Origin of the sequence: Arthrobacter sp. SD76 (assembly GCF_049726125.1) — a bacterium.
Lineage (GTDB): Bacteria > Actinomycetota > Actinomycetes > Actinomycetales > Micrococcaceae > Arthrobacter > Arthrobacter nitrophenolicus.
On sequence record NZ_JBNBLR010000001.1, the window covers coordinates 2770758 to 2786024 of the forward strand.

A 15267-nucleotide genomic window follows, 5' to 3' on the forward strand; every position below is an offset into this window, starting at 1 on the left:
CTCCGAACCGCTGAGGACGAACAGGAGCGAGCATGACCGGAACCAATGCACCGCAGATCCCCAAGACAGTCCTGGTGACGGGAGCCACCGGCTACATCGGCGGCCGGCTGGTGCCCCGGCTCCTCGAGGCCGGCCACACCGTCAAGGTGCTGGTCCGCTCCCCCGACAAGATTGCCGGGGTGCCGTGGCGGGACAAGGTGGAGGTGGTGGAAAGCAGCCTGGACGACGGCGACGCGCTGCGCAAGGCGCTGGACGGCGTCGAGGTCTTCTACTACCTGGTGCACTCCATGGCTGCCGGGGCGGGTTTCGAAGCCAAGGAGAAGGCAATGGCCGGCATCGCGGCCCAAGCGGCGGCTGATGCCGGGGTGGGCAGGATCGTGTACCTTGGCGGACTGCATCCGCAGGGTGTGGAACTGTCCACCCACATGCGGTCCAGGGAGGCAGTGGGCCAGGTGTTCCTTGACGGCCAGGTGGACGCTATCGTCTTCCAGGCCGGCGTGGTGATCGGCTCCGGTTCGGCGTCCTTCGAGATGATCCGGCACCTGTCCGAGACGCTGCCCCTGATGCCGGCGCCCAGCTGGGTCCGGAACCGCATCGAAGCGATCGCCGTGCGGGACGTTCTGTATTACCTGGTGGCCGCGGCATCCCTGGACGGGCCCATCAACCGGAGCTTTGATATCGGCTGCCGCCAGGTGCTCACGTACGCCGCGATGATGAAGGAATACGCCGCCGAGGCCGGCCTGCCCCACCGGGTGGTGCTGGCCCTGCCGGTCCCGGCCCCCAAGCTCGCGGGAATGTGGGTGGCGCTCACCACCCCCATCCCGCTGTCCATGGCGTTCCCCCTGGTCCAGTCCCTGCAGCACGACGCCGTGTCCAGCGAGCATGACATCGACCGGTACATCCCCCAGCCCGACGGCGGCTTGACCCCCTACCGGACCGCCGTCGCGCTGGCACTGGGCAAGGAACGGGACGGGCAGGTGGAAACCACCTGGGCCAATGCCGGCGTGGCGTCCGATCCCCTGCCAAGCGACCCCGACTGGTCCGGCCACACGGTCTACATCGACGAACGCACCTTCCACGGGGATGTGGACCCGGAACACGTGTGGACCATCATCGAGGGAATCGGCGGCCGGAACGGCTGGTACTCCCTGCCCCTTGCCTGGCAGGTGCGCGGCTGGCTGGACAAGCTCACCGGCGGGGCCGGGCTGCTGCGCGGGCGTCGGCACCCCAAGATGCTGGCCGCCGGGGAAGTGGTGGACTGGTGGCGGGTGGAACGGATCGAACGCGGCAGGCTGCTCCGGCTGCGGGCCGAGATGCGGGCACCCGGCCGGGCATGGCTGGAGCTGTCCGTGGAGCCCGACGGCTCCGGCAGCCTGTACCGCCAGCGGGCCATCTTCTTCCCCAAGGGCCTCAGTGGCCGGCTCTACTGGCTGGCGGTCCTGCCGTTCCACAGCCTGATCTTCCCGGCGATGGCCCGGAACATCACCGGGGCGGCACAAAAGCTCATCGATGCGGAGCGGCCGGCCGGGACCCGTAGGATGTCTTGAGTTAAATCCGTTCCCCAATGTCCCAGGAGGACCCATGGCCCTGAGCGCAACCACTTCCCTTCCGCACTCCGTCGACAGCGTCGCAGCTGTCCTGGTGAACGAGGACTTCCAGCGCCACGTCAGCCAGCTGGTGGGCGGAAACCTGGAATCCTTCACCGTGGACGGTGACGTTGCCGGCGCCTTCAGCGCCACCTCGGTGCGCACCCTCCCCACCACCCGCCTGCCCGAGATTGCCCGCAAGTTCGTGGGCGAGCACCTGAAGGTGACCCAGGTGGAAAGCTGGAACGCCCCCGCGGCAGACGGCTCCCGCCAGAGCAACATTTCCCTGAAGATCGCCGGCGCACCCGTGGACGTCACCGCCGTCCAGCGCCTGGTGGCCGAGGCCAGCGGAACCCGCGTTGAGCTCGAGGGCGAGGTCAAGTCCTCCGTGCCGTTCCTGGGCGGCAAGATCGCCGACGCTGCCGAGCCCATGGTGGCGAAGGCGCTGAACCTGCAGGCGCAGCAGGCGCAGGCCTGGCTGGAAAGCCACTGATCCGGTGGAACTGCCGGTTTTCGCAGCCCTGGTCCTGATCGTGGCCGGCGTCTGGTCCCTGGTGGTCTGGCCGCAGTTCCTGCGCCGGGTCATGAAGGACCCCCGGGCCCGGGACGCTGACGGAAAGGCAACCAAGTTCCTGAGCGTCCACGTGGTGCTGGTGACCGTATCCATGGTGCTCGGTGCGGCAACGGCACTCATCGGCATCATGGGGCTGTTCGCCTGACCTCGAACGCACAAAAGGCTCTCCTCCCGGCGGGAGGAGAGCCTTTTCGCGTTGGTGGGCTGGCGGTCAGGCTGCCTGGTTCAAGGCATCCTCGGCGGCCACCCAGGAGATCATGGCGCATTTCACCCGGGCCGCGTAGCGGGCCACACCCTCGAACGCGGCGGCGTCCCCGAGCAGCTCCGGATCGGCATGGACCTTTCCCCGCGAGCGCAGGACTTCCCGGAAGCTGTCGATGACTTCGTGCAGCTCCGCCACGGTCATGCCCTCCGCCAGGTCGGTGAGCACCGACGCCGATGCCATCGAGATGGAGCAGCCGGCCCCGTCCCAGGAGACCTGGGCGATCCGTCCGTCCTCCACCGCAAGGCGCAGGGTCACTTCGTCCCCGCACACCGGGTTGAGCTGGTGGGACTGCCCGGTGGATGCCCCTGCGGGGGCTTCGGTCGCGGCCAGGCCGCTGCCGTGCCGCGCCTTGGAATGGTCAAGGATGATCTGCTGGTACAGCTGGTCAAGGCTCATGGGTTACCTTCCATCGTCAGGCTAGGCGCCGAAGTAGGCCCGCACGCCGGACACGGCATCCAGGAACTGGTCCACGTCATCCGTGGTGTTGTACAGGTAGGTGCTTGCCCGGGTGGTGGCTGTCAGGCCCAGCCTGCGGTGCAGCGGCTGGGCGCAATGGTGGCCCACCCGCACCGCGATTCCGCGGGAGTCCAGGAACTGCCCCACGTCATGGGCATGGACGCCCTCGACGTCGAACGCCGCCAGGCCGATCCGCTCCTTTCCGGCGTCAGGCCCCAGGACCCTGATGCCGGGGAGCGATTCGAGTCCCGCGACCATCCGTGCACCGAGTTCGGCTTCCCAGCGGTGGATCCGGTCCAGCCCGGTTTCCGTGAGGTAGTTGGCGGCGGCGGCCAGGGCAACGGCCTGTGAGATGCGCTGTGTACCGGCTTCGAAACGCTGGGGCGCCGGCAGGTATTCGGCGCGCTCCATGGTCACGGTGGTGATCATGGAGCCGCCGGTGAGGAAAGGCGGCAGGATGTCGAGCAGTTCCTGCTTGCCGTACAGGACGCCGATGCCCGTGGGGGCCAGCATCTTGTGGCCGGAGAAGACGGCGAAGTCCACGTCCAGGTCCTTGACGTCCAGCGGAAGGTGGGGTGCCGACTGGCACGCGTCCAACACCACCAGTGCGCCGGCCGACCGGGCAAGGGCCACGAGTTCGCGGACCGGGTTGATGGTCCCGAGGACGTTGGAGGCGTGGGTGAAGGCCAGAAGCCTGGTGCGGCTGCCAATGATCTGCGCCGCCTGGTCCATCCTGAGGCTTCCGGCATCATCGATGGGGATGTAGCGGAGCGTTGCGCCGGTACGGAAGGCAAGTTCCTGCCACGGTATGAGGTTTGCGTGGTGCTCCATCTCGGTGACCACGATCTCGTCCCCGGGAGCCAGCGCGAGGTCCTTGAGCCCGGCATCGCCGCGGCCCCGCGATGCCCAGAGCCCGGCGTTGGACAGCGCATAGGAGATGAGGTTGAGGCCTTCGGTGGCGTTGGAGGTCCAGATGGTCTCGGAGTAGTCGGCACCAACAAAATCAGCTACGGTCTGCCGGGCGTCCTCGAAGGCCTCCGTGGCCTCCACGGCAAGGTGGTGGGCGCCCCGGTGAACCGCGGCGTTCCGCTGCTCATAGAATTCCTGCTCGGCTTCCATGACGCTCACGGGATTTTGCGAGGTGGCGCCCGAATCCAGGTAGACCAGGGGGCGTCCGTTGACGAGCTGGTGGAGGACCGGAAAGTCGTTCCGGATGCGCATCACTTCGGCGTTATCCATCACCGGCAGGGCCTGCTCCAGTGTGGCTGGCGTTGATACTAGGGCCAAAACGAACTCCTTGAGATGCCAACGGATGACACTCAATTGTCCCACAGCACGGCTGTGGCGGCCGCCCGAGGGGGCAGCCGCCACAGCCGCTCCGGGCTTCAGCCCGCGGAGCGGAGGGCCGGCGACGGCTGGGGGAGAGTCTCGGTCTCAGAAGACTCTGACGTCGCCGGCCCCGTCTCGGCCCGGTCCCTTTGGGGCCGGAAGTCGAAGAGGCCTTGATGTCCTGCGGCAATCTCTGCGGCTTCCTTCCCGCCGCTCCTTTGCCTCCTTAAGTAAATCCTGCGGCACCCGTCTGTACACGAGTAGGGTGTACTCGTTTTCCTCCGGAAGGCACTACTTGGGCTGCCGCGCGGGACAGGGGCTGCCGGATTGCGCGCCATTCCCCCGCCATAGTTTTTGTCCAGATACGGCGACTTCAAGGGTGTTTGAGTCGACGTGCGGCAGTCAGGCAAGGGCACGACGGCGGGAGGCAGCTTTTGCGGTTCCAATCGCCCTTAGGCGGCTGCCTACTTGGGCAGCGCGGACTCCAGTTCGTCCCTGCTGCGCACGCCCAGCTTGACGTAGGTCCGGTACAGGTGTCCTTCCACCGTCCGGACCGACACCATGAGGCGCTGGGCGATCTCACGGTCGGTGAGGCCCTGGACGGCCAGCTCCACGATGTCCTGTTCCCGGCGTGTAAGGTGCACGGCGGGGGCCGCGGCGATGAAGCGTCCCTCGCGGAACCGCTCCCCGAGTTCGTGGTCGCATTTCTCCCGCTGGGCCACCGCTTGCCGGGACCGGCGGCGTTCCCCGGCCTGCTCCAGGACTGTGCTGGCACGGGCGTACGCCTCACGGGCGAGGTTGACGAAGCCGGATTCCTCCAGTGATGCGGCGGTTGCCATCAGGGCATCGCCGTCGGCAGCTTCCCAGCTGGTGGCCAGGGTCAGCATCGCAGCAGCCCAGCGTCCCTGCACGGCGCCTGCGGTGTCCTTCACCATGGGGATCACCGAGGGATCCCCCAGGTCCCAGCACACGGCCAACAGCTCGAGCAGGTGTCCGGTCCGCCCGGCGGCTTCCGCGGCAGTCATCATGGTGTGCAGCGAGGCGAGGCCCTTACCGTCGTGGGCCAGGTATTCGCCCGCCGCGGCGGCATAGGCGCCGGCCAGGAGGTCGTGCTGCGGACCGCCGGCAACAGCATCCTTGTAGTCCTGTTCCAGGCGCTTGGCCTGGGCTGCATCCCCCAGCCGCGCCGCGACGTAGAAACCAAGGGAAGACCCAAAGCGGAACAGGTGGAGCGGGTCATTGAGCCTCAGCGCTTCCACGGCCGGCAGCAGCAACTGGTAGGCGCGCTCCATCCTGCCCTGACGCAGCAGCGAGTAGCCCCTGAGCAACTGCAGGCCGCCGTCAAACGTTCCAGCACCGGCGGCGTGGTGGACGGCATAGCTGTTCAGCTCGCGTTCCGCCGATTCCCATTCGCCCATGGCCAGGTAACTGGCGACCAGCCGGCCCAGCACAAACTCGGGGAAGAAGAACAGGCTGCCGTCCAGGGGCGGCAGCTCGGATGCGGCCAGGAGCGCGGCATCCAGGCCATCGGCAGGGCGGCCGGCGGCGGTGAGGGCATGGGCCAGCAGCGCTTCAGCAACGGCCGCCACTGGCTGGTGGCCGTCATCCAACGGACGGTCCCTGATGGTCTCCACGGCCGCTGCCAGCGCACGGTGGTCCACTTCTGACCCTGCCTTCAGCAGCTGGAGGATATCCTCCTGCCAGGCCCGGGTCCCCTCCCCCGACGAACCTGCCTGTTCCCGCACGTCCTCCGCGATGGCAGTCAGCTGGTGACCGGCCGCCTGGTGCGCCGATACCCGCAACAGCAGGACTGCCGGGCCCTGGGGAAGGTCAGTGAGCTCAAGCCAGCATTCGTCGAGCAGGGCGGCCGCATCGGCATAGGCCCCCTCGTTGTACAGGGCGCGGGCCTGGACCGCCTGCGCCAGCGGCAGGAGGTCCGGGGCATGCACCCGGGCCGCGATGCTTCGCGCGCTGGGGTTGCGGTACCGGGACAGCGCCTCGACGGCGGATTCAAGCAGGTCGGCGTCAGGCACGCGGAGTCCGCACTCCAAAGCCCATTCCACCGAGCGCAGCCGGCCTTCGCCCCGGAGTACGGTGCCGTCCTGGTGGGCACGGATTTTTTCCTGCAGCTGGAGGCTGCGCGAGACGGAGATGGTGTTCCTGATGGCCTCGGCGAAGAGGCTGTTCCAGAGGGAAAGTTCAGCCGGAACACCGGATGTTTCCACCACCATCTGCTGGTCCAGCAGGGAGCGGACCACCGGCGCCCCGCAGATGTCCTCGATGACTTTCCTGCCGACCGGCCCGGCGAGGGCGATGAGTTTGAGCGCTTCCTGTTCTTCGGGCCGCCGCCGGAGGTGGTCCTTGGCCACCACCGCCGTCAGCCGGGCACCATCAGAGGGCAGTGAGCCCAGCAGGACCCAGATGCCGTTGCGCTTGGACAGGATCCCTGCTTCGGCGGCGTCGTGGAGCAGCGCGTCCAGCAGGCGGGGATTGCCGCCGGATGCGCTCCAGGCGGCGTCGATGGTGGCCGCCGGGACCGTTCCCGACAGGAGGTGTTCCAGGACCTCCTCGATCTGTTCCCGGTTCAGTGGCCGCAGGTCAACGCGCTCGGCAAGGCCGTCGTACCACAACTGGTCGAGCGGCTGCGGGAGCCCGGGCCGCGGCCTCGCCGCCGCCACCACGGTGGCCCAGCCGGCCGAAATCAGGTCCGCCAGAACGCCGGCGGAGGCCTCATCCAGATGGTGGGCATCGTCCACCAGCAGCAGGACCGGGTTGCCGTTCCCGGCTTTCAGCTTCTCGAAATACGTCCACATGGACCGCAGGACCGCCACGGGCGAAACTGATTCCTCGGCGGTCAGGTCGGTGGTGTAGGGGGTCAGCACGCCAAATGGCACGGCGGCGAGCGCCGAACTGCCATGGACCTGCAGGATGTTCAACTCCCCCGTGAACCGCTCTGCCACCGTCTCCGTCAGCGACGACTTGCCGATGCCCGGCCCGGCCATGACGAAGACGGCCTGGCTGGTGCGGTTCCGGACAATGTTGCAGATCCTGTCCAGCGGCTCGCGGCGGCCGGTAAGTGACCGGTGCGCGGCGCCGGGCTTGTGTCCATTAGACGAGTCCAGTCAGATCACCCCTGGAAGTTACGCCGAGCTTGGTGAACACCTGGTAGAGGTGCCCCTCAACAGTCCGGACTGACACGCCCATTTCCAGGGCAATGTCGCGGTTCGACGCGCCCCGGCCGGCCAGTCGCGCAATCTGGCGCTCCCTGCTGGTGAGCAGCGGGCTGCCGCTGCTGGGGACGATCGGCAGGTTGGTCACTGTGGCGGCCAGGATGTCCAGGCGGGCCTGGGCGGTCCGGGCGGACATTGAGTCCCCGTCCTGCCGCGCGAAGTCCACGGCGAGGGCCATGCACCGGGCCTCGACGGCGTCCAGTTCCAGGGTGGCGGCGAGCTCTCCGCCGGCGAGGAGTACCTTGGCGTCCCTGGTGCGGCTGCCCAGCGCTATCAGTCGGGACACCTCTGCAAGGGGTCCCTGCCGGTGGTCTGCAATCTCCTCCAGAAGCCGGAAGTCGGCATCGCTCCCGTTCACTGTGGCCGCGAGGAGCTCCACCCCTGCAATCGTGTACCGCCCTGCATCCATGTTCCGGCGGGCCGATTGCTTGAGCTTGCTGACGGCGTCGGGATCGTTCAGCCAGCGCCCCGCCACAAGGGCACAGAAATCGATGAGGCTGTCGGTGGCGAAACCTGATGTGCCGGAGACCCGTTGAAGTTTGGCGAGGTATTTCCGCGCCTGGACCACGTTGCCGATCTGCGCGTGGGCCAGGGCTGTGGCCGAGTATGCGAACCGGAGTGCGGTCTGCACCGGCTGCAGTTCCAGTTGGGCGGCGGCGGACATCAGGGGATCGAGGGCGGCGGCACCACGGCCGGAATAGACATAGGCGATTCCGGCCGCGAGTTCTGCTGCGGCGCTGCCGAACGGCAGCCGGGATGGTTCCTCGGCGTTGTGCGTGCCCAGGAGGTCGATGCACCGCCGCCACTGGCCTGCCATCAGCAGCACCAGGTAGGCCTCACGGTTGTAGCGCTCGCGGAGGCCCACAACGTGGGAGGCATCGCTGATCTGCCCGCCCAGCTGCCGCATCAGGCTCAGGGCATCCATCTCCCGCCCGGTCAGTGCCAGTGCCGTCATCAGGATGATGGCGGCATTCATGCGGTATTCGGCGTCGGGATTCGATGCCGGGTCCGCGGCGGACTCCAGTGCTGGAATCAACGCCGCGTAATCGCCGGCAAACGCCCGGTATTCGAACTCCGTCAAGGCAACGCGGTTGAGCGCCGCGGCACCAGGTTCAGGCCAGGATGCACCCCTTCCAGCGGAGGCGAGGCGTTCCCTTGCCTCCGCAAGGAGGGCGGGCACCTTGCCTGCCTGTTCGGAAGCCGCATCATCACCCGGGCCTTCGCAGCCACCAGGTGGGCGTATTCCTCGGCGTCGTCCAGCGCATCGATTTCCGGCCGGGTGATCTCATCCAGGGCTGACAGGGCCTGGACCGGCATGTCCAGCTGAAGGTAAGCGGCAGCTTTCTGCCGCTGTGCGGGTACCCACTGGGGGTCGGTCCTCTTCAGCATGTCGGCGTAGGTGAGGGCGAACTTGGGGTCGAACAGCTGGACCGCCGCTTCCGCGGCCGCGAGGGCGAAGGCCGGGCTCAGCTCAGCCTCACATTCATGGGTCCAGGCGGCGAAGGCCATCAGCTCCTCGACCGTCATTCCAACGGGGTCGGGTTCCTGGCCGCCAAGCAGGACGCTGCGCAGTTCCCGTCGCCGGGCGATGCTCAGCCAGGTCCGTACGACGTCGCCAATGTACTTTTCGCGCAGCGATACCCAGCGGTGGTCGGAGTCGTCAATCCCGAGCAGGCCGCCGTCTTCCATGTCGGCCACCACGTCGGCACTGTAGATGGAGGTAAGCCGGGACAGTTCCACGCGCCGTGCGCAGGAGAGCATCTCGATGACTTCCCGGGTCTCCGGGGTTTCCCGTGACCAGCGGGACCGGACGATGTCATCGAGGCTGGCGGCGCCGTCGAGCACCACCTTGTCGCGGAGGGTCCAGACGGAATCGGACAGCACCAGGTTTCCGGACAACTGCTGCTCAGTGACCAGGGCCTTGAGCAGGAGCGGGTTGCCGCCCACCATGCGGTGGTAGGTGTTGACCAGGGAGGCCGATACCCGGTGGCCCAGCAGGGACAGCAGGACCTGGCGGGTCTGCAGCTCGTTGAGGTTGCTGAGCCGCACCTCGGTCAGCCGGTGGTCCGTGAGCAGCCAGTGGAAGTCGGCCGGAAGGTCGCTGATGCCCGGTGCCACAGCAATGATTTTGGCGGTACCGGTCAGGAGCACGTTCAACAGCACGCCGGCGCTCATGTCATCGATGCTGCCGGCGGTGTCGAGGGTGATAATGCAGGGCCTGCCTGCCGCGTCGCTGCGGATGAGCGAGGTGATGCCGCGGAGGATGGCTGTGGGCGACCCCATGTAGGCCTGCGGAAGCCTGGCCAGCAGGAAGGAAAGGCACCCATAGGGGGTGGTGGATCCGGCGGGCCCGTTGCGGAGCTGCAACGACCAGACGTCCGGGCCAAGGTCGGCCACGGCCGCGCGGGCGAGGGACGATCTTCCCACCCCCCGGCTGCCGGTGATAACGGCTCCCAGGGAATTTTCGCTCGTCAACGCTGTGTGGATGGCTTCGAGGTTGGCACTGCGGGCAGGCGCGGACCATTGCTGCTCCGGTGCTTCCGAGGCATGGGCGCGCAGCCCAACGTCGTGAGGTGTTGACCCACGTCCCCAGCTGAGTGGCTCGATTGACATGAACTTATCCCCTACATCCCCGATAGCGGGTTGTAGCCCCATTGCTCCCCCGCATAGCAAGAAGAGTACCCTGTGGCACCCACAGGGAAACAGGTTGAAACGGGTTTAAGTTTCTATATTGCTACCGCCCGGTTTTGGCGGGATGGTACTTCTGCTGCGCTGCCGTAAGGCCCTCGTGCAGCAGCGCCTCCACGGCATCCGCCGCTTCATCGAGCAGGAACGGCAGTTCCTTGAGCTCGGCGGTGCCAAAATCCCGCAGCACGTAGTCGGCGGTGTCCATCCTGCCGGGAGGACGCCCCACCCCCACCCGGACCCGCAGGTAATCCTTGGTGGCCAGCGCTTTCGAGATGTCGCGCAGCCCGTTGTGGCCGCCTTCACCGCCGCCGATCTTGAGCTTCACCGTATTAAAAGGGATGTCGATTTCATCGTGGACGGCAACCACATGGTCGGGCGTGATGCCGTAGAAGTTGGCCAACGCGGACACCGGACCGCCGGAAACATTCATGTACGTCATCGGTTTGGCCAGGACAACCCGGGGGCCGCCAATCCCCAGCCGGCCTTCCAGCACCTGGGCGCGCGCCTTGTGGGTCTTGAACCCGGCACCGATCCGGCCTGCAAGTTCGTCGAGGACCATCTGGCCGACGTTGTGCCTGTTGCCTTGGTACTGGACTCCGGGGTTTCCGAGGCCGACGATCAGCCAGGTGTCAGTCATGGGTCAATCCTAAGGTGGGCGGTTGGGACAAGCCGCAGGCCAGCGGCGGTGGACATGCCAGTGGCCGGACCCCAGGGGGATCCGGCCACTGGCAAGGGCATAGCGGTTGTTACTCGGCTGCTGCTTCCTCGGCTGCTTCGGGAGCTTCTTCGGAAGCGGCCTCGGCTTCTTCGGGAGCTTCTTCCTCGGCGGCAACTTCCTCGGAGATGTTGACAACGAGGGCCTCGGCGTCGGTCAGCAGGACCGAACCCTTGGGCAGGACCAGGTCGGAGGCGTGGATGTGCTCGCCTGCGGCGCGGCCTTCGATGCTGACCTCAACGGACTCAGGCAGGTGGGTTGCCTCGGCCTCGAGGGACACAACGGTCAGTTCGAGGTTGTGGACGGTGCCGGGGGCGGATTCACCTTCGACGTGGACGGGGACGTCAACGGTGACCTTCTCGCCCTTGCGGACGGTCAGGAGGTCGATGTGCTCGATGATCTGCTTGATCGGGTCGCGCTGGATGTCCTTGACCAGGGCCAGGTGGCCGTCGCCGTTGATGTCCAGGGACAGCAGGGCGTTGGGGGTGCGGACGGCCAGGGTGGTGGCCTTGGCCGGGAGGGTGATGTGGATGGGCTCTGCGCCGTGGCCGTAGATGACGGCGGGGATCAGGTTGGCCATCCGGGCGCGGCGGGCGTAGCCCTTGCCGAATTCGGTGCGCAGTTCTGCTGCGAGCTTCTGCTCAGACATGGAAATCTCCTTGAAGACTAAACGGTGTTCAGCAAGGGCGGAGGTCTGGTTCGACCTTCAACGCCGGGCGGCCCGGAGGCGGCTCTTCACGAAGGCGCCCTTCGCAATGAAGGGCAGATCAGACCCAGTCGATAACGGAGACTGCAGGCCGTTGCCGGGCGTAAACCCAACCGGCTGCTCTCCCTCGCCAAGGTATCGGGGACAAGCCTACCAGCGGCGGGCCGGTTTCCTTAAACCGGGCCCGGTCGCCGGCGGTTGGGCCTGTCGAAACCGGGTTTCGACGGGCCCAACCCACCAGGAGTGCTACGCGTTGCCGTCGAACAGGCTGGTGACGGAGCCGTCGTCGAACACTTCACGGACGGCGCGTGCGATCAGCGGCGCGATGGACAGCACGGTCAGCTGCGGGAACCGCTGGGAGGCGGACAGCGGAAGGGTGTTGGTGACAACCACTTCGCGCGCACCGGAGTCCGAGAGCCGCTGGGCGGCGGGCTCGGAGAAGACGGCATGCGTGGCGGCGATGATGACATCCTTGGCGCCGGCGTTCTTCAGCACCTGGACTGCGCCGGAGATGGTTCCGCCGGTGTCGATCATGTCGTCAATGAGGACGCAGGTGCGCCCCTCGATCTGGCCCACCACGGTCTTGGACACGGCCTGGTTGGGGACGGTCAGGTCGCGGCTCTTGTGCACGAATGCCAGGGGCGCGCCGCCCAGCCGCTCGGCCCACTGTTCAGCCACCCGGACGCGTCCGGTGTCGGGGGAAACAACGGTGATGTTGTCGGCGTCCACCCGGGTGCGGATGTAATCGGCCAGCAGCGGGATGGCCATCAGGTGGTCCACGGGACCGTCGAAGAAGCCCTGGATCTGGGCGGTGTGCAGGTCCACGCTCATGATGCGGTCCGCGCCGGCGGTCTTGTACATGTCGGCCACCAGGCGGGCGGAGATGGGCTCGCGGCCGCGGCCCTTCTTGTCCTGCCGGGAGTACGGGTAGAACGGCGATACCACGGTGATCCGCTTGGCTGAGGCGCGCTTCAGCGAATCGATCATGATCAGCTGTTCCATCAGGTGGTTGTTCAGCGGGGCCGGGTGCGCCTGGATTACGAACGCGTCCGTGCCGCGGACGCTTTCGCCCGCGCGGACGTAGATCTCACCGTTGGCGAAATCGTAGGCGTCCACCGGGAGGAGGTCCGTCCCGAGCTCCTTGGCGATTTCCCGGGCAAGCTCCGGGTGTGCCCGCCCGGTGGCGAGCACCAGCTTCTTCTCGCCGTGCGCCGTAATTTCGCTCATTATTACTTGCCCTCTTCTGTAGATGCCGGGGTACTTGAGGAGTCTTTGGTGGCCGCCTGGGCCAGTTCGGCCGAACGGGTTCCCGGCCTGTGGGCAGGGACCCAGCCTTCGGTGTTGCGCTGGGCAGCGATGCTCAACGCAAGGGCGCCGGCGGGTACGTCTTTGCGGATCACCGCACCGGCGCCGCTGTAGGCGCCGTCCCCCACGGTGACCGGGGCAACAAAGACCGTATTGGAACCTGTACGCACACCGGAGCCGATGACCGTCCGGTGCTTCTTTTCGCCGTCGTAATTGGCTGTGATGTTTCCGCAGCCGATGTTGGTGTCCTCGCCGATTTCGGCGTCACCTGCATAGCCGAGGTGGGACAGCTTGGAGCCGCGGCCGATGGTCACGTTCTTGGTTTCGTAGAAGGCGCCGATCTTGCCGCTTTCGCCCAGGACCGTGCCCGGGCGGAGGTACGTGAAGGGCCCGACGGCGGCGCCCGCCCCGATCACGGCACCGGAACCATGGGTGCGGACCACCTTGGCGCCTTCGCCGACGGTAACGTCCGTCAGGGTGGTGTCCGGGCCCACGACGGCGTCCCGTGCCACGGTGGTGGCTCCATGGAGCTGGATGTTGGGCAGGAGCCGGACGTCCTCGTCGAGCGTGACGGAGACATCGATCCAGGTGGTGGCGGGGTCCACGACGGTGACGCCGGCCCGCATCCAGGCTTCCACGGTGCGCCGGTTCAGTTCCGCGCCAAGCGCTGCGAGCTGGACGCGGTCGTTGGCGCCTTCCACCTGCCAGCGGTCCGCGGTGACGACGGCGGCCACGCGGCCCCCTGCCTCCCGCGCCAGTCCGAGGACATCCGTGAGGTACTTCTCCCCCTGCGCGTTCTCGGTGGTGACCTTGCCCAGGGCTTCCCGCAGCACCGCGGCGTCGAAGGCGTAGATGCCGGAGTTGACCTCGCGGATGAGCTGCTCGGCCTCGCTGGAATCCTTGTGCTCCCTGATCCCGGTGACAGTGCCGTCCTCACCGCGCAGGATCCGCCCGTAGCCGGTGGCGTCGTCCAGCACCGCGGTCAGGACGGTCACCGCGTTGGCTTCGCGCTCATGGGTGGCAACCAGTTCGGCCAGGAGCCCGCCGGACAGCAGCGGGACGTCGCCGTAGGTGACCACCACGGTGCCGGTGAGCTGCTGCTCCGCGTCAAGGGCCTGGAGTGCCGCTTCGACGGCGCGGCCGGTGCCGGGGATATCGTCCTGGTCAACGATCAGGGCCGACGGGTCGAGCCGGGAAACGTGCTCCGCCACCAGGTCGCGTTCGTGGCGGACCACGATGGCGAGCTGCTGCGGGTTGACGCTGCGGGCCGCCAGGAGCGCGTGCCCCACCATGGACCGCCCACCGATTTCGTGGAGGATCTTGGGGGTACGTGACTTCATCCGCGTACCGGCGCCTGCTGCCAGGACGATGACGGCGGCCGGGCCGGTTTTCTCGGGGATCACGTACGGGCTCTCCTTGCCTGGGTTGCGCTGGCGCTTGCGGTGTCCGGCCGGCCTGTTGGCGCGGTACCGGGTGTCCTCCTACTGAACTCCTCGCACAGCAGTTCCGCCCATAGGATTCGAACCTATACTCCACGGCTCCAAAGGCCGGGGTGCTGCCGTTACACCAGAGCGGACCATGCCCCAGGCGCAAGGCCCGGGCACAAGTCCCTATTTTGCCATGGGTTCGGGGCGCGGCGCGACACGGGCCCGCCGCGCCCGCTCCGCAGCCCCGGAAAGCCGGGCCAGGGCCGTAGGGCATGATGGAAATGTGAGCAACAACCCCCCGCGGACCCGGATGACCGCACTGCAGCGCCGGAGCCAGCTGATCGGCGTCGGACGGGGCCTCTTTGCCGTCCGGGGCCTGGACGGCACCACCATCGAGGAGATCGCCGCCTGCGCAGGCGTATCCAAGCCGGTCATCTACGAACACTTCGGTTCGAAAGAGGGGCTGTACACCGAAGTGGTGGACTGCGAATTCCACATCCTCCTGGATTCCATCAGCGCCGCCCTGGCCGAGGAGGCAAAGCCCCGCGTCCTCGTGGAGCGCGCCGCGCTGGCGCTGCTGACCTACATCGAGGACCGCACGGAAGGCTTCCGCATCCTGATGCGGGACGCCCCGCCCTCCCAGCCCGAAGGGGCCTTCTCCACCCTGCTCTCGCACGTCACCGCCCGGGTGGAGCACATCCTCTCCGACGAATTCTCCCGCCGCGGCTTCAGCGGTGAAGACGGCGCCATGTACGCCCAGATGCTCGTGGGCATGGTGGCCATGACCGGCCAGTGGTGGCAGGACAGCCGCCAGCCCGACAAGCACACTGTGGCAGCGCACCTGGTCAACCTCGCCTGGAACGGCCTGACCGGCCTCAAGAAGGAACCGGAGCTCAAGAGCGAGGGGTGAGTTTCCGCTGGTTCCGTCCGCGGCGTGGTGGCCCTCCGCCGTCGCTTAGACACTACGCATAGGGGCACCTGCGGTC

The 15267-nt window shown here is 67.3% G+C and carries 13 protein-coding genes and 1 tRNA gene; 4 read left to right on the plus strand and 10 right to left on the minus strand.

The features are described from left to right. Positions 1 to 32: 32 nt before the first annotated feature. Genes ACPEE0_RS13445 through ACPEE0_RS13455 form a run of 3 tightly spaced genes read left to right on the plus strand, consistent with a single transcriptional unit; the run spans position 33 to position 2305 of the window. Positions 33 to 1547, plus strand: coding sequence for an SDR family oxidoreductase (locus ACPEE0_RS13445; protein ID WP_424574633.1), 1515 nt, complete (start codon positions 33 to 35; stop codon positions 1545 to 1547). 34 nt (positions 1548 to 1581) lie between these two features. Further along, entirely contained in the window at positions 1582 to 2079 is a 498-nt protein-coding gene (locus tag ACPEE0_RS13450; RefSeq protein WP_009356268.1) for a DUF2505 domain-containing protein, read from the plus strand. Positions 2080 to 2083: 4 nt separating this feature from the next. After that, positions 2084 to 2305 carry an SCO4848 family membrane protein gene (locus tag ACPEE0_RS13455; RefSeq protein WP_407709274.1) on the plus strand — a complete coding sequence of 74 codons (222 nt, stop codon included), beginning with the start codon at positions 2084 to 2086 and terminating at the stop codon, positions 2303 to 2305. A gap of 66 nt (positions 2306 to 2371) precedes the next feature. Here ACPEE0_RS13455 and sufU read toward each other — a convergent pair whose 3' ends face one another. From sufU to ACPEE0_RS13505, 10 genes are all read right to left on the minus strand, one after another. Next, complete coding sequence (sufU, locus tag ACPEE0_RS13460) at positions 2372 to 2821, minus strand: Fe-S cluster assembly sulfur transfer protein SufU (protein WP_424574634.1); 450 nt, start codon at positions 2819 to 2821, stop codon at positions 2372 to 2374. 21 nt (positions 2822 to 2842) lie between these two features. Continuing rightward, positions 2843 to 4168 carry a SufS family cysteine desulfurase gene (locus ACPEE0_RS13465; protein WP_424574635.1) on the minus strand — a complete coding sequence of 442 codons (1326 nt, stop codon included), beginning with the start codon at positions 4166 to 4168 and terminating at the stop codon, positions 2843 to 2845. A 506-nt stretch (positions 4169 to 4674) separates the two neighbouring features. Further along, positions 4675 to 7332, minus strand: coding sequence for a LuxR C-terminal-related transcriptional regulator (locus ACPEE0_RS13470; protein WP_424575278.1), 2658 nt, complete (start codon positions 7330 to 7332; stop codon positions 4675 to 4677). Then, complete coding sequence (locus ACPEE0_RS13475; protein WP_424574636.1) at positions 7319 to 8521, minus strand: LuxR C-terminal-related transcriptional regulator; 1203 nt, start codon at positions 8519 to 8521, stop codon at positions 7319 to 7321. Before ACPEE0_RS13475 ends, ACPEE0_RS13470 begins: the two co-directional genes overlap by 14 nt. Next, positions 8518 to 10053, minus strand: a complete 1536-nt coding sequence (locus tag ACPEE0_RS13480; RefSeq protein ID WP_424574637.1) for a hypothetical protein — start codon at positions 10051 to 10053, stop codon at positions 8518 to 8520. Before ACPEE0_RS13480 ends, ACPEE0_RS13475 begins: the two co-directional genes overlap by 4 nt. Positions 10054 to 10174: 121 nt before the next feature. Continuing rightward, on the minus strand, positions 10175 to 10765 hold the full coding sequence (gene pth / locus ACPEE0_RS13485) for an aminoacyl-tRNA hydrolase (RefSeq protein ID WP_407709271.1): 591 nt from the start codon (positions 10763 to 10765) through the stop codon (positions 10175 to 10177). A gap of 109 nt (positions 10766 to 10874) precedes the next feature. Beyond that, a complete protein-coding gene (locus tag ACPEE0_RS13490) occupies positions 10875 to 11492 on the minus strand; it encodes a 50S ribosomal protein L25/general stress protein Ctc (RefSeq protein WP_424574638.1) in 618 nt (205 codons plus the stop codon). Between the two features lie 303 nt (positions 11493 to 11795). Continuing rightward, positions 11796 to 12776, minus strand: coding sequence for a ribose-phosphate diphosphokinase (locus ACPEE0_RS13495; protein ID WP_009356261.1), 981 nt, complete (start codon positions 12774 to 12776; stop codon positions 11796 to 11798). Positions 12777 to 12778: 2 nt separating this feature from the next. Next, positions 12779 to 14257 (minus strand): bifunctional UDP-N-acetylglucosamine diphosphorylase/glucosamine-1-phosphate N-acetyltransferase GlmU, encoded by a 1479-nt coding sequence (gene glmU, locus ACPEE0_RS13500; protein WP_424574639.1) that lies wholly within the window; start codon positions 14255 to 14257, stop codon positions 12779 to 12781. A gap of 101 nt (positions 14258 to 14358) precedes the next feature. Then, positions 14359 to 14430 (minus strand) — tRNA-Gln (locus ACPEE0_RS13505). A gap of 134 nt (positions 14431 to 14564) precedes the next feature. Between ACPEE0_RS13505 and ACPEE0_RS13510 the strand changes: the two genes are divergently transcribed. Continuing rightward, positions 14565 to 15191 carry a TetR/AcrR family transcriptional regulator gene (locus ACPEE0_RS13510; protein ID WP_133350979.1) on the plus strand — a complete coding sequence of 209 codons (627 nt, stop codon included), beginning with the start codon at positions 14565 to 14567 and terminating at the stop codon, positions 15189 to 15191. The last annotated feature ends 76 nt before the right edge of the window (positions 15192 to 15267 follow it).